Below are 19,212 nucleotides of genomic sequence, written 5' to 3' on the forward strand. Positions count from 1 at the left end.
TTGAACTCCTGATTAAGGTTAGCCGTTGGGACTCAAATTCATTTAAGGGGTTAAATCAAAGGGTTGCTCTGCTTTAATTGGATAAGCAACACCATTTTCCATATAAGGTTTAAATTTCGCACCGCGAACAGCACGGACTACTTTGTCATCTAGACTTGAAATACCACTACTTCTAGTCACTCGTACATTAATAATTTTGCCTTTTTCATCGGCTTCAATAAGTACCATGACAGAGCGTGCTTCGCCTTGTAAATCTTTTGAAGAAACTGTTAAACGTGGTGAGCGGCTCCACTGTACACCCGAACCACCAATTGAAACGCGTTTCGGTGATGGATCTGGGGCAGGTTGAGCTTTAGGCGCTTCTTGTACCACTGGTTTTGGTTTTTCAATAACTTTTTCAGTAACAGTTGTCGTTACCACTTTGGTTTCAACTTTAGGTTCTGTCTTTACTGTTTCTTTTGGTGTTTCAGCTTTTTTCACCTGTTGAATTTTTTCCACTTTTTTAGGTGGTGTCACAGGTTTTTCAACAACTTTAACTTCTTTTACCTCTTTTTTAGGTTCCGGCTTTTTAGGCGGCTCCTTTGGCTTAGGAGGTAGTGGTTTTGGTTGCTCTTGAATTTTTACGAAACGTACCTGTAAAGGCTTCTTCTCGATTGGCTTTAATTCAGCAGGCTTAATATGGCTGACCGCCCATAAGACCCCGATATGACCAATTGCAACCGCAATTAGTGCCGTGATGACTTTCTTTTTCATCGGATTGGGAGAGTTTAAGGCTGCGGAAGATTGACTCATAAGAATCTAATTACCTAATGGATGATGATTTCAGATTTCTATTTGTAGAAACGATTTCAAACATCGGATAGAACAATAAAGTGCCACAATAATAAATGAGAAGTGTTTTCATTTGCAACTATTTTTTGAGAAAAACATTTGCTCAATATCACTAATTTGTATCAGTTGAGTGTCTTTGCTTTTGTTTTCTCATAGTTACATGAACGCGTATCTCTTGTTCACAAAGTGTTTAATCTAGCTTATATAGTTAGATTAATTTCACTATGAAGAGATCGAATCCTACCATAAACTCACTCAATATTGTTATGTTATATCATTTCAATATTTTTTTTGATATAAAAAAACACGCCTGAAGCGTGCTTTTTTTAAATAAGCGTTATTTAAAAAACAACTGTCTTGTTACCATCAACAATAATACGGTCTTCTAAATGCCATTTTACTGCGCGAGCTAATACATTACGCTCAACATCTTCACCTAGCTCACGAAGTTGCTCAACATTATAGTCATGGCTTACACGCTCAACGTCTTGCTCAATAATTGGACCTTGGTCTAAATCAGCAGTCACATAGTGAGCTGTCGCACCAATCAACTTCACACCTTTTTCATAAGCTTGTTTATATGGGTTAGCACCCACGAAAGCTGGCAAGAAAGAATGGTGGATATTGATGATTTTCATTTCCCATTTCGCAACAAAATCTTCGCTTAAAATCTGCATGTAGCGTGCAAGAACTAATAAGTTATTGCCCTGCATCATTTCATCAATTTGTGCATAAGCTTCAGCTTTATTGTCTTTAGTTACTTTAATTACAGTAAATGGAATACCGAAGTTCTCAACAGATTCACGTAAGTCTTCGTGGTTAGAAATCACGTGTGTAATTTCACAAGGTAACGAACCACGTGCATGACGCCACAATAACTCAAGTAAAGCATGGTCGACTTTAGAAACTAAAATACCAACCTTTTTAATTTCGTTTACGAAAGCAAGACGCCATTGCATGCCATAACGCTCAGCAACGTTGGCAGCAAATGTTTGAATTAATGCATCTTTACGTGACTGTAAATGGTCAAGTTCAAACTCAACACGCATGAAATAACGTCCACCCTGAGCTTCCGTCGCATACTGATCAAGCGCGGTAATGTTTGCACCTTGGTGGTACAAAAAGCTCGATACAGCCTGTACGATCCCAGGCTTGTCTTCACAAGTAATCAGTAAACGGGCTGTATTGGCAGTGGTCATATTCATTTGGTTAATATCACTTAATTGAGTCAAATTTTTAATAAGCCGAGTATTCTAGCGCTCTAAATAGGCAAGTACAACTATTCATCTTTTAACGACGACAAGCTGGCGAATAGATCAGAAGGCCCCAGTGAATCAAGCAACTGCTCGTAAGTTGCTCGGCTTTCCCCCATAAGATAAGGACCTTCAAGGAAAACCATTTGACGTAATGCCTGCCAAACCCACTTTTCTTCTAAATGGTTATTGTCACTAATGTGACCAGACATATATAAAAAGTTTGTCCAGTTTGTTAATACAATCCATAAGTTAATAATGAGCGCTTCAATTTCAGATGGTGTCATTTTCATAAGACCAGCATCGACAAAGGCTTGATAAATTTTTTGCCCTTGCTGCATGACCTGCCCCGCAAAACGCGGATAAATCTTTTTAAAGTCTTCGTTACTTTCAACTAAATGATAGACATCACGATGGATAAAACGGTAACTCCAAAGTTGACCACTTAACACTTGAAAATAGTTGATTTTGTCATTGGTCGTTAATGGTCTGTCTTCAGGTAAAGAAAGCATTTCCAAAGTCTCAACCTGATATTGGTACATTAATTCTTTAATAATTTCATGCTTATTCCGAAAATGGTAATACAAGTTTCCAGGGCTAATACCTAACTCCGCAGCAATATGATTGGTTGTAACCGACCGTTCACCTCGCTCGTTAAAAAGCTGCAAACTGATTTGTAAAATCCGGTCTTTTGTCTTCAGAGCTTTAGGTAGAGACATTTTAATAACCTTTAATAATTCACATGGTTAAGACTTAAGCACATAAACCGACTTGACTATTTAGAGTATTTACTCTAAAAAATAAGTATATCAGTATATTTGGTAAGTACCGATGAACAGTCAAACAAAAACAAATCCAGAGACTCAGCTTCCTTATGATGTTAAGCATTTACATGATTTGCTTGAACAACAAAAGCTCGCTTATTTACGTCATCCGGTACCCACTGCTAAAGAGCGTATTGATCGTTTAGCTCGTCTTAAAAGAGTCTTGGTAAAATATCAAGATCAGATTGCCGAAGCAATTAACCTTGATTATGGCAATCGTGCAGTTATGGAAACAAAAATTGGTGAACTACTCACGAGTTTGGAACAAATCAAGTATTACAGTAAACATCTGACTGCGTGGATGAAACCATCAAAACGCCACATCAGTGTATTACATCAGCCAGCAAAAGGTTGGGTACAATATCAGCCTATGGGTGTGATTGGTATTATTACACCATGGAATTACCCATTATTACTTTCAGTTGGGCCACTAATCTGCGCACTAGCTGCGGGCAACCACGCCATGATCAAAATTTCTAGCGCCTCACCAAATTTTGGAAGAGTCCTTGAAAGTGCATTGGCAGAAGCATTCCCACAAGAATTAGTTGCTGTGGTAAATGGTGGTGGCGTTATTTCAGATGCGTTTAGTCATTTGCCTTTCGACAAAATGATTTTTACAGGCTCAACTTCTGTTGGTAAAACAGTAATGGCAGCCGCAGCTCAAAACCTAGTTCCAGTGATTCTTGAGTTAGGCGGAAAATCTCCTGCTCTAGTACATGCATCAATGGACATGAAAGATGTGGCTCAACGTATTGCTGTAGGTAAATTGTGGAATGCAGGACAAACTTGTGTTGCACCAGATCATATTTTCTTACCACGAGGCAAAACTGCCGAGTTCATCGAAAACTTTAAATTGATTGTGGCTGGAATGTATCCTCATTTCCGCAACAACCAAGACTACACCTCTATTATTAATGATAAACAGTACAATCGCATTCAAGGTTATCTTGAAAATGCCCGTGATCAAGGCGCACGTATTGTTGAAATTAATCCTCAAAATGAAATTTTAGATGATGTCCGTAAAATTGCACCGACTTTAGTCACTGGCGTGACGACCGCAATGGATATTATGCAAAATGAAATCTTCGGGCCTATTCTACCGATTTTAGAATATGACCAAATAGAAGAAGTCATCGAATTCATTAATAGTCGTCCACGTCCTTTAGCGATGTATTATTTTGACTATGATCAAGCGCGTGCTGACTATATTGCACAGCACACCCATTCAGGGCATTTTGGAATTAACATGGTGATTACCCATGTTGCACAAGATGATTTACCGTTTGGCGGAATTGGCGCATCAGGTATGGGTAAATATCACGGACCAGAGGGCTTTTTTAGTCTTTCTCATGAGCGTTCGGTGATGTCAAATCCAAAACTTTATAGCCTTAAATACATTCTTCCACCGTTCAATAAGCCGATTCATCGATTCATTTCGAAAACCTTGTTGCGCTAACTGATCAAGGCATGATCTGTTATACTAAATCATGCCTCGTTTTTACCAATTTCGCTTGTCTTTTAATCGTATTTTTGGTATAAAACGCCCCTTGAATGAATTCATCCGTTTACATTTAGTATGACTGGCCACAGATTTGCTGTTGGCTGAATCAATGGAGTTACACCATGTCTAAGGTTTGCCAAGTTACCGGCAAGCGTCCAGTCGTTGGTAACAACGTCTCACACGCCAACAACAAAACCAAGCGCCGGTTCGAGCCGAACCTGCACCACCACCGTTTCTGGTTAGAAAGCGAAAAACGTTTTGTACGTCTTCGTTTAACCACTAAAGGTATGCGTATTATTGACAAATTGGGTATCGAAAAGGTTGTTGCAGACCTTCGTGCTCAAGGTCAAAAGATCTAAGGAGTCTGAGCAATGCGTGATAAGATTCGCCTCGTTTCTTCAGCTGGTACAGGTTACTTCTATACCACGACTAAAAACAAACGTACTATGCCGGAAAAAATGGAAATCAAAAAATTTGATCCAAAAATCCGTCAACACGTGATTTTCAAAGAAGCTAAAATCAAATAATTTTAGCCTCGAAAAAAACGACTTCTTTATGAAGTCGTTTTTTTTTGCATTTTTTTTATACCTACCTTTTTGTTAAACTTTCTCTACATTCCGCCTTGGCATTTTTTATGCTTGTTTTTAGCCTAACTCACGTAAAAGGAGTTTTTAGTGCCGCATGACGTAGATTTAATTATTTTACTTGCTGTTGGTTTCGGCGTTGCCCTCATTTTTGGCTATATTGCAGCCCGATTACGACTCCCCCCTCTTATCGGCTATTTAATTGCCGGAATTATTATTAGCCCAAATACACCTGGTATAGAAGCAGATATCCACCTTGCCAACCAGCTTGCAGAACTCGGGGTCATGTTCCTGATGTTTGGTGTAGGGATGCACTTTTCATTAAAAGACTTATTACTAGTTCGTCGTATTGCCTTACCTGGCGCAATTTTACAGATCGCTGTTGCAACCTTACTTGGTATTGGCGTTTCAATGCTATGGGGATGGAGTTTCGGGTCTGCACTCGTTTTTGGCTTAAGTCTATCGTGTGCGAGTACAGTTGTATTATTAAAAGCATTAGGAGACCGAGGTCTTTTAGACTCAGTTAACGGCAAAATTGCTGTGGGTTGGTTGTTAGTCGAAGATTTAGTGATGGTACTGGTTTTAGTACTTCTTCCGGCTACAGCTGTTTTACTCGGTGGAAAAGCACCAGCAGGTGCAGACGGTAATATCTGGTTAACCCTTGGGATAACCTTATTAAAGGTGATTGGCTTTATTGCCTTTATGCTCATTGTAGGCAAGCGCGTTGTACCTATTATTATGCAATTTGTTGCTCGTTTAGGGTCACGAGAGCTATTTACGCTGACTGTCGTCGCTGCTGCTGTTTCGATTGCTTACGGTTCTTATGCCATCTTTGGGGTTTCAATGGCTTTAGGGGCATTCTTTGCAGGTATGGTCGTTAAAGAATCAGACTTTAGCCATCGTGCAGAGGAAGAGACTCTTCCACTACGTGAAATTTTCTCGATTTTATTTTTCGTTTCTGTGGGTATGCTGTTTGATCCCCACATTCTTGTTGAGAGTCCGCTCCATATTTTAGCTGTTATCGCGATTATTATGGTGGGTAAGACACTTGCTGCAATGGCATTGGTTTTATTCTTCCGCTATCCAATCAATACAGCTTTAACAGTCGGGGCAAGCCTTGCACAGATTGGTGAGTTTTCATTTATTTTAGCAACACTTGGTGTTTCTTTAGGCCTATTAAGCTTAGAAGCTCAGAATCTAATTCTAGCGGGCGCTTTATTTTCAATTACGCTTAACTCTTTCATCTTCTCAGCAATTGAACCTGTACAACGCTGGATTCGTGAACGCTCTCACTTAGCTCGACTGCTTGAACGTAGTGGTGACCCATTGGCAATGTTACCCGATGAAGTTGATCAAGCTTACTTACGTGATCAGGTCGTAATTGTGGGATATGGCGGTGTAGGAAGACGCATCACTGAAAATCTAATTAATGAGAATATTAAGGTCGTTATTGCTGAAGAGAATCGTGAAATCGTAGAAAAACTACGTAATGCAAATATTGCTGCTGTGAGTGGTGTTGCTACTGAACCAAGTGTTTTAATTCAAGCACATATCATGCATGCACGACTCTTGGTAATCTCACCTATGGATATTTTAGATATCCACCGTATTGTGACCATTGCCAAGCAATTAAATTCTCAGATTCAGGTGTTAATTTGCGCAGAAAGCAAAGAAGAAGCAGCGGTTATCCGTGATGAAAATATTGGCGAAGTGTTCTATGCAAAAGAAGAAATGGCAAAGAATATGAGTCACCACATCTTAAATCAGATCGAGCTTGCTCATCAGTCAACAATTCATTAACCCATATAAAAAGCGTACTCAAGAGTACGCTTTTTTTAACTCAAGAATTTAGGCTGTTCGTCTAATACCTCAGCCTGCCACTCGTTTACCTGCTTTTCCAGCAGTCCAAACAATGCAGCCTGAATCATATGCTGAGCAACAACTGGAGTCTGCTCACCCAAGATTGCTTTGACTTCATCGCTAAATTGAATTTTAACCAAGGGTTCATTCTCAGAACCTGCATTACGCAAGGCGAGTTCACCACCTTCGAGTTGAACTAATTCCAACACTGCTTCTTGATTTCCAAATAACTCTTTCAATTGCTGTATAGACATATACTTCCTCCATGTTTCAACATGGTGGCAAAGCACCCTTGCACTTTGCATCTCTTGTCTTATTTATATAGGCACACCTAGTCGAAATTTCAAGCATCTAGGCAGTTTAATTTTAGAACTCGACCATTTCGTTACGAAAACCATCAATTAAATGACTTAATTCTCGGTGCCATTCACGCAAGATTTTAACATCTGGCAACCAAGACTGAGGCCCTTGTGTCACTTTAATAATAAGGTTAGAAGAAGTTTCTTCTTCAGGAGTCGGTTCTTTTGGTTCTGGGGCGTATTGGCACATACGATAAGCTCGTTTTAACTCTGCAACAAAACCATCTTTTGCCAATTGCTGCAAAACGGACACTTCAGGGGAAACCTGTCCTTTTGCCGCCATATGTTCCTCAATAGATTTTAAGGTGGGTTGCAAATCATTTAAACGGTAATAACGTACCAATTCTTGTAAGAACGCTAACATTGCGCCATGTAAATGAAATACAGCTGCTTCACGGTAAGCTTGTACCTGCTGCACATGATCGGTCTGCTCTGCCTGTTGACACGCTAGACGTGCAAAATAGAGCTTCTGATTGGTACGATCGGCATGATAACGAGCAACACGTGACATAACTAAACTTTCCTGTTCTAAAATCGCCATTGCAATAGCTATTCTTAGCTTAACGACTCCATTGATAAAATCAACGTTATTTATGGTAAATCCAGCTCAACTTGATAAATTTTACGTTTAGCTAAAATTTTCACTGGCTGTTTTATAGGACGAACATTACTTAAGACCCAAGCAAAATAGTCTTCACTCCAAGCAGATGCACAGGCTAAATTGACCTCGTCATTTCGCCAAGTATGAACTGAGTCGACATCAACTAAAGCGACAGCAACTCCTTCCTCCTCATCAGTATCTTTAACCAGAAAGTTCTGGTTTTCGACAATTAATAGATCTTTCACTGGTAACTGCGTAGGTATCCATGAACGCACTTCAAGTGTTTTTATACCTTCAGCAATACGAGTACCATTCGGCGTTACAATCGAGAGAGCTAAAAATTGTCTTTTCATCAGAAAAACTTATTCTTCGGCTGCTTTAACTCGAATTCCATAGCCTTTCACTTTAAGCGTATTTAAGCCTTTAATTGCCTTAATCGCTTCACGTGGATTCGGCATTTCAACAAAACCAAAGCCTTTCGATTTACCTGTGTCTTTATCAGTCACCAGAACACATGTATCAACTTTACCATATGCCTTAAACAACTCTAAAACTTCAGCTTCACTTACAGCACGATCTAAATTACGAACTAATATTTTCATTTTCTAACCTTAATTGGCAATAAAAGGGAGGGCCAATATACATTTAAGTAATCACAGCGTCTTATACAGTAGTTTAGTCCAGATCGATACCAAAACCTAAATTTACTGCAGGAGATCTGTTCCATTGTTTTTTAGTAAATTGCTGAGGTACTTGCCTATGAATTTTTGCTTGAACCAAGTGTGCAGGCAGATCATTTAAGAAATAACTCTCAACTTTACGACCTTGCTCATCATAAGTGTCTTGCGACCATGTATTAAGATTTTGCTTCGTCAAGATTAATTCATTTTCAGCACGCGTTAAGGCAACATATAGCACACGGCGTTCTTCCTCAACATCATCAAAATCACCCTGTGCCCTTGCATAAGGATATTGATTTGGCGATACGTGAGGTACATAACAAACTTTCTGTTCGGCACCCTTAGCTGAATGAATCGTAATTAAAGTTACCAAATCTTGATCAGCAGCTTTTTCAATTTCAGAAACTGAAATAGGTTCAAGAACATATTCTTCGAGGAATTCACCTAATGACGCATGTTTGCGTGCAAGTTGCTTAACCAAATCAAAGTCTTTTAAACGACGCGACCAATCTTTAGTTTTATAATTTTGCTCTAGCTGTTCACCTAAAGCATCGAGAGCCAAGCCAATACTTGCCTCGACATGCTGCTGTAATACATCTAGCTGTTTTAAAATTAAAATCGCTTGTAGAGGTACCTTGCCATGGCGTTCAAGTCGCTGACAGCGCTCCTCGACATCAACAATTCCCATCAGCTCTTGGGCTAACTTACTAGCACCAACATCACCGATCCCATCCCACAAAGTTAGAAAGCGCATCCAAGCCAAATCATCGTGAGGGTTACTCACAATACGTAAGAGACTGAGCACATCCTTTACATGGGCCGACTCAAGAAGCTTTACCCCACCAATAAAACGATAAGGTATTTCCGCCGCAATAAAAGCCCCTTCTAGGTATCGGGCACTATAGCCAGAACGAACTAACACCATATGGTCATGCCAGTTTGCACCTTGTTGATGGCGCGTTATTAAATCTTGTGCAATCCAGTTTGCTTCTTCAAACTCATTACCAAACAAATGTAGCTGTGGCTTTTGCCCTTGGCCACGATGTGCTTGTAGCTGTTTTTGATAATCAATTGGGCTATGTGCCAACAGCCAGTTCGATAAATCTAAGATTTCTTGAGTCGAGCGATAATTTAAAGCCAGTGTAAGTACTTCTGCATCGGGTATTCGTTCTTTAAAAGAATGGATATTTTCAAAGTCTGCGCCACGAAAGCCATAAATGGACTGAGCGTCATCACCCACGCAAAACAACTTCACTTTACCAATTAAGGGCTGCAACAAAGCCCATTGCAAAGGGTTTGTATCTTGCATTTCATCAACTAGTAATGCCTGACAAAAACCTGCAACCCAATTGGTGAGCGCTTCTGAGTTTTGTAAATGCACCGCCACAATCGACAGGATATCATCGTAATCTAAAAAATTACGCTCTCTTTTGCGCTGCTCATAAGTTTTCATCAACTCAGCAATTTGAGTTTTATGCTCATATGCATCTGGAAGCTGTTTGATTAATGCTTCAGAAAGCTTAGATTGAGTATTTCTTGCATAGGAATATAGATCACACAGCTCTGCCGCTTTAGGTAAAACATTATCTTTGTCTTTACCTCTTAATAAACGGAACATCAGCAACTGATCATCACGATCAATAATACTAAATTGATTTAAGCCAAAAGCTTGTGGATTACGGCGCAGTAAATACATACAAAAAGTATGAAAAGTTGAAGCTCTTAGACCCTTTGCCTGTGCTCCTACATGCTGCTCTACTCTTGCAACAATCTCACTCGCAGCACGTCGGGTGAATGTTAAAATCTGAATTTGGTTTGCTGGTAAGCCTTGATCAATTAAATAAGCAGCACGGGCAACAATCGTCTTAGTCTTGCCACAGCCAGCACCTGCTAAAACTAAACAGTTCTGCGCAGACGTCGTGGCTGCTTTTTTTTGCTGAGCATTTAGTTCATTAATTAATTTTGCAAGACTCATAACACATATCGCTAAAACACCAAAACATAGTTTAACAGACCCAACCCCAGATGCGTCTGCCCGCCCTATAAACAAAAAGAGCACCTAAAGTGCTCTTTGATTCAACAATATTATTTAAGATACTGTTTTTGAACTAGATGGCAGATGCTTAATCGCAGAAGCCAGACCTAGAAAATTAATTCCTTGAAATAAGATATCTATGGCAAGGAACATGCCTAACACCCAAAAAGGTGAATCTTTAGAAACCAAAATCAAAATACCTGTAGCGAGTGTTAATAATCCTGAAAATAAGGTCCAACCCCACCCAGTAATTGGTTTAAGTAAAATCGCATTTACTGTACGTATAGCTCCGGCAATAATCAGTGCTATTGATAATAAGCTCGTCAGAACTACTGCAGTCGTTACGGGAGTAGAAAAAGCGTAATAACCTGCCATTAGATAAAGCACGCCAAAGAGTGCCCATAACCAGCGGCTTGCACCTTTAAATACACTAATGGCCGCGACAAGATGTAAAACACCTCCGACCATCATGAGTATTCCAAATAAAAAAACCACAGAAAAGGTCGCAAATGGTAATGAACTAAACAAAATTAGACCAAAGCCAATAAGCACAAAGCCTAATATCAAATACCACTTACGATCAGCATGTAACTGATTACGCACCAAATCATTACCGACAGTTTTCATCATGGCCACTCTTATTATCAGGTATTAGAATTTCATCCACCTAATAATAGTGATCCACTTCACATTTTTTGTCTGTATAAGATCTGCATCGTTTCTTATCAATTAATGTGGATAAAGCAGTATTTATCCACAATTTTATTTCACCCAACCAATTTCTTGAGCTGTAGGTAAACCTATGATTGTTTCATGTAAACCATTCGGCATTTTACTGCTCTGCTCAGATAATGGTGTTCGACCACCCATGATTTCAGCATTTGTTTGCGGATATAAAGGCACTTTTTCAGGGTGCGCGTAACCTAGAGGATAAAGCGGTTGACCAGTTTTTAAATCATATTTGTCTTGTGCCCCAAAGCCATGTAATAGCTCATGAACAATCACGACCTGATTTTGAGAAGCTTGTGTTTTGGTCGCAAATAAATTCACACTCCCAATACGACCTTTTTCCAAAGCAGTCGAATGGATCAAAACTTTTTGATAATTGGGATCGTAATAATTTAAATAAAGTTTAAGTGATGCCCCATTGTCTTCAGGTTGTTGATGGCGCCATGCATAAAAACGAAACTTTAAACTCCACCACATCACATGAAAGATATTGGCATTTTGAGGAACCTCAGGAGGTCGTTGCTGTAATGGCTGACCTAAACGAATTACAAAGTTTCCCGATTGACCATGATAATGCTGCGACCATTCTGCCAAATAATTTCTTATTCTCTCAAAATCAGTGTATTGCAACTGATGAATATAGCTCTGCGTTGTCTGAAAACCATCTGCATTAATAGGATGTAAAACAACCACAATAGGTTGATTCCAGTCTTGGTTTTGATCTCGCCATGCCTGAACAGCAACAATCAATAAAATAATTAACAAACATAAAACTCGAATGTTTTTCCACATTCTTTTTCCCCATACATTTAAAATTTTCTTTTATTGTTTTAGATATAAAAAAATGCTAGCTGAGCTAGCATTTTTTTATTGTGGACTTAATTAGCCCTCAACCCATTTACCATTTTGATAAATTAGGCTCCATTTAGTTTGTTTACCTTCTGGAGTTTCTGAACCTACATATTGTGATTGATTCTTACGACTGAATTTCACAACTGTCGGATTACCTTCAGGGTCTACGTCTGGTGCTTGTAAAATAAATTGATATTTAGGATCAAGCTGAGCAGCAACACTACGCAATTCCGCAACTTTTGGAGCACGTGTTTCACGAATTTTCGGGAATTTACTTGCAGCCAAGAATAAACCAGCAGCACCATCACGCAACACGAAATAGTCATCATGCTTTGTTGAGCGCAAATGTTCCATCTTGATCGGTTCTACACGTGGAGGTGCAGGCTGACCGCTTTTCAAGACCTTACGAGTATTGTCACAGCTTGTACAAGCGAAATACGGACCAAAACGGCCAGTTTTAAGCTGCATTTCACCATCACATTTATCACACGGAATGGTTGGTCCATCGTAGCCTTTAATCTTGAACTCGCCTTCTTCAAGCTCAAAACCGTCACAGTCAGGGTTGTTACCACATACATGCAGTTTACGACCACCATCAATCACGTAGCTATCCATGGCTGTGCCACATTTTTCACAACGATGTTTTGACATCAAATCTGCGGTTTCAGCACCATCATCATCAGACAGGGCAGCTAAAGACTCAACAGGTGTTAAGTTCAAAGTACCTTTACAACGCTCTTTAGGTGGTAAGTTATACCCAGAACAACCTAAGAACACGCCTGTTGTACCTGTACGAATCTGCATTGGACGTGAACATTCAGGACAATGTACCGCTGGTACTTCAACCGGTTGGTTACGGCGCATGCCGTGCTCGCCCTGAGCATTGGTCAGACGTTTCTTAAAGTCACCGTAGAAAGTATCAAGTAACTCTTTCCAGTTACGCTCACCTGTTGCAACTTTATCGAGCTGCCCTTCAAGGTCTGCTGTAAAGGCATAGTTCATCAAGTTATTGAAACTTTCATCAAGTCGATCCGTGACAATTTCACCCATTTTTTCGGCGAAAAGACGACGGTTTTCTAACTTAACGTAGCCACGTTCTTGAATTGTAGAAATAATCGCTGCATAAGTCGAAGGACGACCAATACTACGTTTTTCGAGTTCTTTAACCAAAGAAGCTTCAGTAAAACGTGCAGGTGGTTTAGTAAAGTGCTGACTTGGGTCTAACTTCTCTAATTTTAAAATTTCACCTACTTTAATTGCAGGCAAAATAATATCGTCATCAGACTTGTTAGCACCACGCACTCGTGTAAAACCATCAAATACAAGCGTACGGCCTTTTGCCTTCAATTCAACATTTGCAGCTTCAACCGTTAAAGTTGAAGATAAATATTCTGCTGGAGTCATTTGACATGCAACAAACTGACGCCAGATCAAATCATATAAACGCTGAGCATCACGCTCTACACCCGCAAGTTGATCACCTGTAAGTGCAACATTTGAAGGACGAATCGCTTCATGGGCTTCTTGAGCACCTGCTTTGTTCCCATAGCGGTTTGGCTTTGCCGGTAAATATTTCTCACCAAATTGGCTTTCAATATGGGCACGTACCATGCTTACTGCATCATCACTCAAGAACGTTGAGTCAGTACGCATATAAGTAATAAAACCTGCTTCATATAGACGCTGTGCCAGCATCATGGTTTTCTTTACAGAAAAACCTAAACGTGTACTTGCAGCTTGTTGCAGTGTTGAAGTGATATACGGTGCACTTGGATTTACCTTAGTCGGTTTATCTTCACGCTGTGCAACTTTATATTCAGCACCTTTTAAAACATCCAATAAAGCATCAGTTTCAGCTTTATTTTTCAGTTTAAGGGTTTTACCAGCTTGCTTAACTGCTTCAAGACGAATGTCATCTTTCTTGGCTTGCGTGTCTGCAAAAACTTGCCAGTATTCTTCCGGAATAAAAGCACGAATTTCTCTTTCACGCTCTACAACCAGTTTCACCGCTACAGACTGTACACGACCTGCCGATAAACCACGGGCAATCTTTTCCCAAAGTAATGGTGAAACCATAAAGCCAACAACACGGTCTAAGAAACGGCGTGCTTGCTGTGCATTAACTCGGTTTAAATCTAGACGCGTAGGTTGTTTAAATGCTTCTTGAATGGCATTTTTAGTAATTTCGTTAAATACCACGCGATGATAACGACTGTCATCACCACCAATAACTTCTCTTAGGTGCCAAGCAATGGCTTCCCCTTCTCTATCCAAGTCCGTTGCGAGATAGATTGCATCGGCATCTTTGGCGAGTTTTTTTAGTTCAGCAACAACATTTTCCTTACCTGGCAGAACTTCGTAATGAGCTTCCCAACCATGTTCAGGATCAACCCCCATACGATTAACTAAAGCCTGACTGGCTTTTTGTTCTTTTTCTACTTCAGTGAGTTTCGTCCGGGCAGCCGGCTTTTTCTCAGTTGATTTACTGCCACCTGTTGGCAAATCACGCACGTGACCTACAGAAGACTTTACAATGTATTGCGAACCCAGATATTTATTGATGGTTTTCGCTTTGGCAGGCGACTCCACAATCACTAAGGCACGTTTATGTGCAGCAGGTGCAGTAGATGCTGTGCTTTGAGATGCAGAGCGCGAGGTATTCGCCATATAAAATGTTATTCCTATACCAATAAATTTAAAAATCAGGCTTTAGCCAAGTTCAACAGATAAGCCTTCATCTCATCTAATTGTGTTGCTCTCAGGTCTGATTCCTCATCCCAATAAAGCCCTACACAGTTTGCCTGCATATCAATAGCATAAATCCCTTTTAATGCAATGGGAGAATCATTAAATTTCTCATCACCCTGAACCACTTTTAATTTGCCGTCTATAACGCGAGCACGCATTAAAGATAAACGGGCATCGGGAATCAATACACTATAATAAGCAACCATGCTGGCACGCTTTTCAGTCGCCATTGGGACATGTGTCCATTCAGGTGCAACGATTACACGTGGGTGTAAACCCATTTTACGAGCTTTATCACGCATAATACCAAGTGCCTTTTCACGTGGGCTCACTCTTAAACCAAAAATGGAGCCTAGTACGAAAAGAACAATGATAACGGTAACCCAAATTCCCATATTGTCCATAGCAAAACCTATTAATCTCTTTTATTAGAGTTGCATAAGCTGACCAGAAAACGCAAGTTTCATCATAAAAATAATGCCCAATACAGGGGCAAGCTTCAAAATAGTCAGATTTCACCATGCAAATTGCAATGAGTGGACTCAAATATCATTAAGGATTCGGATGTCCATCAACAAGTGTCAGCTTTCCAAACTGGTCAATATGAGCATCCCCCCATTGTTTTAAAGCAAACAGAATTTTTTCAAGACTTTGCCCCAAATCAGTCAGGCAGTATTCTACTTTAGGTGGTACCTGAGGATAGACTTCCCGATGAATAATTCCATCTTGTTCCAATTCACGTAGCTGATTTGTCAGCATTCTTTGGGTAATACTCGGAACACGCTTTCGAATTTCGTTAAACCTCAAGGTGCCTTCATTAAATAAATGCCAAAGAATGACGCATTTCCATTTCCCATCAATCAAGCTAATCGCTGCCTCCACTGAACAACCCGGAGAGCAATCAAAACTTGAGTGTCTTGCTTTTGCCATTTTACAGTATCCTTTTTGACACTATGAGCGTTATTTGTCTGTAGTCACTTATTTTAAGCTTACGTTATGATCAAACTCTCAACAAGAGGAAGGATAATTATGAAAGCTGTGGCATATCAAAAAGCTGGTTCCATTACATCGCCAGAAGCACTCGTTGATATTGAACTCGATGCTCCTATTGCTGAAGGACATGATTTACTTGTTCGTGTACAAGCTGTCTCAGTAAATCCGGTAGATACTAAAATTCGAAAGAATGTAAGCCCTGAGAATAATCAGTGGAAAACGCTTGGCTGGGACGCAGTAGGTGTAGTTGAAGCGATTGGAGATAAAGTTTCACAATTTAAGATTGGCGATATTGTTTGGTATGCAGGTGCTCTTAATCGTCAAGGTAGTAATAGCGAATTACAGCTCGTTAATGAACGTATTGTTGGCCATAAACCAAAAACTTTAGAAGCAACCGAGGCTGCAGCTCTCCCTTTAACTGCAATCACGGCTTGGGAGATGTTATTTGATCGTCTACAAGTGCCAAAGAACGCGCCAGAAAACACAACAATATTAGTAATTGGTGGAGCTGGTGGTGTTGGCTCAATCACTATTCAACTTCTTAAACAGCTGACAAACCTAACAATTATTGCAACAGCTTCACGAGCAGAAACTCAAGACTGGATTAAGCAACTTGGAGCAGATTATGTGTTAGATCACCGTCAACCCTTAGCAGCCCAAATCAAGCAATTAGGTTTAACTGCACCTTTATATGTGTTCTCAACCACTCAAACAGATCAGCATTTAGCAGATATTGTCGAGTTGATTGCACCGCAAGGCCGTTTTGGGCTTATTGATGATCCTGAACAGTTAGATATTAAACCGTTTAAAACCAAGTCTGTATCTGTACATTGGGAATTTATGTTTACACGTTCAATGTTCCAGACCGAAGATATGGCAAAACAAAGTGAACTATTAAATGAAGTCAGCAAGCTAGTTGATGAAGGAAAAATTAAGACGACTGTGACAGAAGTTATAAGTCCAATTAATGCTAAAAATTTAAAACGAGTTCATCAGCAAATTGAAAGTGGTACAACAAAAGGTAAGATCGTCTTACAAGGTTTTTAAACAAAATTGGAAAATATTCCCCAATAAAAAGGCAAGTATCGAACTTGCCTTTTTATTAATAGTGGGGAGGTTTATTCGTTAATGGATCAAAAGGTGCAATGCCTTCTGACAAATCCGACGATTCAACACGTTGATAAAGAAATTGCATTTGTTTTTTCAAATCAGCTATTTCTTGAGTTTGAATAGCGAGTTGTTGATTTAATTGTTCAACTAAATCATCCAAAAATGTAATTCGCACTTGCAAATCTTCAATGGGTGCGGAAAATGACGCTTGATCATCATGATATGGTGGTTTAGTCATTTAAATCCTCATTTGAGATTCTGGAAAACATTATGGCCTATATTACCCTAAGGGATGTCCAACTTGCTTTTGGCGGACCTGCCCTGCTCGATGGCGCGAACTTTAATCTAGAACGTGGCGAACGAGTCTGTTTAATTGGTCGTAATGGTGAAGGTAAGTCTACTTTACTTAAACTGATCGAGGGAAGCCTATTACCGGATTCTGGTGAAGTTTCTATTCAAAATGGTTTAACTGTTTCAATGTTAGCCCAAGACGTTCCAATGGATTCAGGTAAGGTTGCTGACATTGTAGCTGATGGCGCAGGCGAAGCTGCCGAAGTACTCAGAGCTTATCATGAAGCAACTGATGCTTGTATGCTGGGAGATATGGAAGCTTGTGACCGTATGGGCAACCTACAGCATAAGCTCGACCAACTCGACGGCTGGGCACTCGAAAACAAGGTCAATGCCCTGTTAAGTAAAATGGGACTCGATCCAAATGCAGATTTGGCAGATCTTTCAGGTGGACGTAAACGCCGTGTTTTACTCGCTCGTGCTCTTTTAACACAGCCAGACGTATTACTTCTAGACGAACCGACGAACCATTTAGATGTTGAAAGTATTGAGTGGCTAGAAAAATTCCTACTCGATCAAAATAATTTAACGCTTCTATTTATTTCGCATGACCGTTCTTTTGTAGATAGCATTGCAACTCGAATTGTTGAACTTGACCGTGGCATCCTACGTGGCTACGAAGGCAACTATTCACGTTATTTAGAGCTTAAAGCTCAGCAAATGGAAGCAGAAGAGAAACAAAATGCTTTATTTGATAAAAAGTTAGCTGAAGAAGAGGCTTGGATTCGCCAAGGGATTAAAGCTCGTCGTACGCGTAATGAAGGTCGTGTGCGCGCCTTAAAAGCTTTACGTGAAGAGTCGAAAGCTCGCCGTTCACAACAAGGCAAAGTGAGTATGGCGACTCAAGAAGCAAATCGCTCTGGTAAATTAGTATTTGATATCGAGCACTTAAGCGTATCTTATGACGACAAACCACTGATTAAAGATTTCTCTACGCTTGTTATGCGTGGCGACCGTATTGGCCTAGTCGGTGATAACGGTGTTGGTAAAACGACTTTAATTAAAGCCATTTTAGGTGAAATCGAGCACGGTGGTTCTGTTAAGACAGGTACACAGTTAGAAGTTGCTTATTTTGATCAATTACGTAATGCCTTAGACCTTGAAAAAACAGTAATGGCAAACGTTTCAGAAGGCTCTGACTTCGTTGATGTAAATGGCAACCGCCGTCATATCTACAGCTATTTACAAGATTTCTTGTTTTCACCTGAACGCGCACGTACACCTGTAAAAGCCCTTTCTGGTGGTGAGCGTAACCGTATCTTGCTTGCTAAATTACTGCTTAAACCATCGAACCTAATTGTGATGGACGAACCAACCAATGACTTGGATATGGTGACTCTTGAGCTACTTGAAGAGATGCTTTCTGAATATAAAGGTACCCTATTACTTATTTCGCATGACCGTGCATTTATGGACAACGTCGTAACATCGACTTGGGTCTTTGATGGTAAAGGTAATATTGCAGAATATATTGGTGGCTACCAAGACTATTTGCAGCAACGTCCAGATGATAAAGTCGTAGACCAAAAGTCTGATGTTAAAAAAGCTCAGGCAAAAGCCGAAGCTGAAAAAGCCGCTGCACAAAGTAACGTTAAAAAGGTCAAACTGAGCTATAAAGACCAACGTGAACTTGAGCAACTTCCTGCCGAAATCGAGAAACTAGAAGTTGAACAAGCAGAGCTTTCTGACAAGCTGGCAGATGGTTCGTGGTTTGTCAGTAATGCCGATGAAGCAACTAAAGCAAGTCAGCGTCTCGCAGAAATTGAAGAGGTATTACTTGAAAAATTAGAGCGTTGGGATGAACTTGAGCAAATGAGTAAAGGAAATTAATTTGTGTTCTTTCCTACAATTTAAATAACAAAAAAGCCTCCTTAAATTAAGGGGGCTTTTTATAGAATATC

Annotated in this window: 20 protein-coding genes; 6 read left to right on the forward strand and 14 right to left on the reverse strand. The window is 39.9% G+C overall.

The annotated features are described in order from the left end of the window. Positions 1-42: 42 nt before the first annotated feature. The 3 genes from RMB06_RS12215 to RMB06_RS12225 form a co-directional block, all read right to left on the reverse strand. Complete coding sequence (locus RMB06_RS12215) at positions 43-792, reverse strand: energy transducer TonB (protein WP_002114938.1); 750 nt, start codon at positions 790-792, stop codon at positions 43-45. 380 nt (positions 793-1,172) lie between these two features. Next, on the reverse strand, positions 1,173-2,036 hold the full coding sequence (gene purU / locus RMB06_RS12220) for a formyltetrahydrofolate deformylase (RefSeq protein WP_311079680.1): 864 nt from the start codon (positions 2,034-2,036) through the stop codon (positions 1,173-1,175). Positions 2,037-2,110: 74 nt separating this feature from the next. Continuing rightward, positions 2,111-2,803, reverse strand: a complete 693-nt coding sequence (locus RMB06_RS12225; RefSeq protein ID WP_002114968.1) for a TetR/AcrR family transcriptional regulator — start codon at positions 2,801-2,803, stop codon at positions 2,111-2,113. Between the two features lie 112 nt (positions 2,804-2,915). Here RMB06_RS12225 and RMB06_RS12230 point away from each other — a divergent pair, with 112 nt between their 5' ends. The 4 genes from RMB06_RS12230 (at position 2,916) to RMB06_RS12245 (ending at position 6,793) form a co-directional block, all read left to right on the forward strand. Beyond that, complete coding sequence (locus RMB06_RS12230; RefSeq protein ID WP_002115149.1) at positions 2,916-4,364, forward strand: coniferyl aldehyde dehydrogenase; 1,449 nt, start codon at positions 2,916-2,918, stop codon at positions 4,362-4,364. A gap of 167 nt (positions 4,365-4,531) precedes the next feature. After that, positions 4,532-4,768: a 50S ribosomal protein L28 gene (rpmB, locus tag RMB06_RS12235; RefSeq protein WP_000048256.1), complete on the forward strand. Its 237-nt coding sequence runs from the start codon at positions 4,532-4,534 to the stop codon at positions 4,766-4,768. Positions 4,769-4,780: 12 nt separating this feature from the next. Continuing rightward, entirely contained in the window at positions 4,781-4,936 is a 156-nt protein-coding gene (gene rpmG, locus RMB06_RS12240; RefSeq protein ID WP_001205031.1) for a 50S ribosomal protein L33, read from the forward strand. A gap of 147 nt (positions 4,937-5,083) precedes the next feature. Then, positions 5,084-6,793, forward strand: coding sequence for a cation:proton antiporter (locus tag RMB06_RS12245; protein WP_311079682.1), 1,710 nt, complete (start codon positions 5,084-5,086; stop codon positions 6,791-6,793). A 35-nt stretch (positions 6,794-6,828) separates the two neighbouring features. Here the strand turns inward: RMB06_RS12245 and RMB06_RS12250 are convergent, their stop codons facing one another. The 10 genes from RMB06_RS12250 to RMB06_RS12295 all read right to left on the reverse strand — a co-directional run bounded on the left by RMB06_RS12250 (position 6,829) and on the right by RMB06_RS12295 (position 15,787). Next, positions 6,829-7,107 (reverse strand): hypothetical protein, encoded by a 279-nt coding sequence (locus RMB06_RS12250; RefSeq protein ID WP_002114792.1) that lies wholly within the window; start codon positions 7,105-7,107, stop codon positions 6,829-6,831. Between the two features lie 112 nt (positions 7,108-7,219). Then, positions 7,220-7,723, reverse strand: coding sequence for a DUF6586 family protein (locus tag RMB06_RS12255; protein WP_005066079.1), 504 nt, complete (start codon positions 7,721-7,723; stop codon positions 7,220-7,222). An 80-nt stretch (positions 7,724-7,803) separates the two neighbouring features. Continuing rightward, positions 7,804-8,166 carry an ASCH domain-containing protein gene (locus tag RMB06_RS12260; protein WP_311079683.1) on the reverse strand — a complete coding sequence of 121 codons (363 nt, stop codon included), beginning with the start codon at positions 8,164-8,166 and terminating at the stop codon, positions 7,804-7,806. Positions 8,167-8,175: 9 nt separating this feature from the next. After that, positions 8,176-8,415, reverse strand: coding sequence for an RNA-binding protein (locus RMB06_RS12265; protein WP_002115113.1), 240 nt, complete (start codon positions 8,413-8,415; stop codon positions 8,176-8,178). Between the two features lie 73 nt (positions 8,416-8,488). Further along, positions 8,489-10,468, reverse strand: a complete 1,980-nt coding sequence (locus tag RMB06_RS12270) for an ATP-dependent helicase (RefSeq protein WP_057076904.1) — start codon at positions 10,466-10,468, stop codon at positions 8,489-8,491. Between the two features lie 114 nt (positions 10,469-10,582). After that, positions 10,583-11,164 (reverse strand): HdeD family acid-resistance protein, encoded by a 582-nt coding sequence (locus tag RMB06_RS12275; protein ID WP_014208303.1) that lies wholly within the window; start codon positions 11,162-11,164, stop codon positions 10,583-10,585. Between the two features lie 126 nt (positions 11,165-11,290). After that, positions 11,291-12,049, reverse strand: coding sequence for a hypothetical protein (locus tag RMB06_RS12280; RefSeq protein ID WP_213688915.1), 759 nt, complete (start codon positions 12,047-12,049; stop codon positions 11,291-11,293). Positions 12,050-12,139: 90 nt separating this feature from the next. Beyond that, positions 12,140-14,776, reverse strand: a complete 2,637-nt coding sequence (gene topA / locus RMB06_RS12285) for a type I DNA topoisomerase (protein WP_213688916.1) — start codon at positions 14,774-14,776, stop codon at positions 12,140-12,142. A 35-nt stretch (positions 14,777-14,811) separates the two neighbouring features. After that, positions 14,812-15,261, reverse strand: coding sequence for a hypothetical protein (locus RMB06_RS12290; RefSeq protein ID WP_004842579.1), 450 nt, complete (start codon positions 15,259-15,261; stop codon positions 14,812-14,814). Positions 15,262-15,409: 148 nt separating this feature from the next. Beyond that, positions 15,410-15,787 (reverse strand): helix-turn-helix domain-containing protein, encoded by a 378-nt coding sequence (locus RMB06_RS12295; protein ID WP_032035382.1) that lies wholly within the window; start codon positions 15,785-15,787, stop codon positions 15,410-15,412. A 99-nt stretch (positions 15,788-15,886) separates the two neighbouring features. Here RMB06_RS12295 and RMB06_RS12300 point away from each other — a divergent pair, with 99 nt between their 5' ends. Beyond that, positions 15,887-16,897: a zinc-binding alcohol dehydrogenase family protein gene (locus RMB06_RS12300; RefSeq protein ID WP_213688917.1), complete on the forward strand. Its 1,011-nt coding sequence runs from the start codon at positions 15,887-15,889 to the stop codon at positions 16,895-16,897. Positions 16,898-16,952: 55 nt separating this feature from the next. Here RMB06_RS12300 and RMB06_RS12305 read toward each other — a convergent pair whose 3' ends face one another. Further along, a complete protein-coding gene (locus tag RMB06_RS12305) occupies positions 16,953-17,198 on the reverse strand; it encodes a SlyX family protein (RefSeq protein ID WP_002115104.1) in 246 nt (81 codons plus the stop codon). A gap of 32 nt (positions 17,199-17,230) precedes the next feature. Here RMB06_RS12305 and RMB06_RS12310 point away from each other — a divergent pair, with 32 nt between their 5' ends. Next, positions 17,231-19,141 carry an ATP-binding cassette domain-containing protein gene (locus tag RMB06_RS12310; protein ID WP_002114959.1) on the forward strand — a complete coding sequence of 637 codons (1,911 nt, stop codon included), beginning with the start codon at positions 17,231-17,233 and terminating at the stop codon, positions 19,139-19,141. Positions 19,142-19,212 lie beyond the last annotated feature (71 nt).

Origin of the sequence: Acinetobacter sp. V104_13 (assembly GCF_031798995.1) — a bacterium.
Lineage (GTDB): Bacteria > Pseudomonadota > Gammaproteobacteria > Pseudomonadales > Moraxellaceae > Acinetobacter > Acinetobacter pittii.

Bases quoted from the DNA above. Each gene is read 5' to 3' on its own strand.
- RMB06_RS12215 (WP_002114938.1), bottom strand. From the start codon at position 792: ATGAGTCAATCTTCCGCAGCCTTAAACTCTCCCAATCCGATGAAAAAG.
- purU (WP_311079680.1), bottom strand. From the start codon at position 2,036: ATGAATATGACCACTGCCAATACAGCCCGTTTACTGATTACTTGTGAA.
- RMB06_RS12225 (WP_002114968.1), bottom strand. From the start codon at position 2,803: ATGTCTCTACCTAAAGCTCTGAAGACAAAAGACCGGATTTTACAAATC.
- RMB06_RS12230 (WP_002115149.1), top strand. From the start codon at position 2,916: ATGAACAGTCAAACAAAAACAAATCCAGAGACTCAGCTTCCTTATGAT.
- rpmB (WP_000048256.1), top strand. From the start codon at position 4,532: ATGTCTAAGGTTTGCCAAGTTACCGGCAAGCGTCCAGTCGTTGGTAAC.
- rpmG (WP_001205031.1), top strand. From the start codon at position 4,781: ATGCGTGATAAGATTCGCCTCGTTTCTTCAGCTGGTACAGGTTACTTC.
- RMB06_RS12250 (WP_002114792.1), bottom strand. From the start codon at position 7,107: ATGTCTATACAGCAATTGAAAGAGTTATTTGGAAATCAAGAAGCAGTG.
- RMB06_RS12255 (WP_005066079.1), bottom strand. From the start codon at position 7,723: ATGTCACGTGTTGCTCGTTATCATGCCGATCGTACCAATCAGAAGCTC.
- RMB06_RS12260 (WP_311079683.1), bottom strand. From the start codon at position 8,166: ATGAAAAGACAATTTTTAGCTCTCTCGATTGTAACGCCGAATGGTACT.
- RMB06_RS12265 (WP_002115113.1), bottom strand. From the start codon at position 8,415: ATGAAAATATTAGTTCGTAATTTAGATCGTGCTGTAAGTGAAGCTGAA.
- RMB06_RS12270 (WP_057076904.1), bottom strand. From the start codon at position 10,468: ATGAGTCTTGCAAAATTAATTAATGAACTAAATGCTCAGCAAAAAAAA.
- RMB06_RS12280 (WP_213688915.1), bottom strand. From the start codon at position 12,049: ATGTGGAAAAACATTCGAGTTTTATGTTTGTTAATTATTTTATTGATT.
- topA (WP_213688916.1), bottom strand. From the start codon at position 14,776: ATGGCGAATACCTCGCGCTCTGCATCTCAAAGCACAGCATCTACTGCA.
- RMB06_RS12290 (WP_004842579.1), bottom strand. From the start codon at position 15,261: ATGGACAATATGGGAATTTGGGTTACCGTTATCATTGTTCTTTTCGTA.
- RMB06_RS12295 (WP_032035382.1), bottom strand. From the start codon at position 15,787: ATGGCAAAAGCAAGACACTCAAGTTTTGATTGCTCTCCGGGTTGTTCA.
- RMB06_RS12300 (WP_213688917.1), top strand. From the start codon at position 15,887: ATGAAAGCTGTGGCATATCAAAAAGCTGGTTCCATTACATCGCCAGAA.
- RMB06_RS12305 (WP_002115104.1), bottom strand. From the start codon at position 17,198: ATGACTAAACCACCATATCATGATGATCAAGCGTCATTTTCCGCACCC.
- RMB06_RS12310 (WP_002114959.1), top strand. From the start codon at position 17,231: ATGGCCTATATTACCCTAAGGGATGTCCAACTTGCTTTTGGCGGACCT.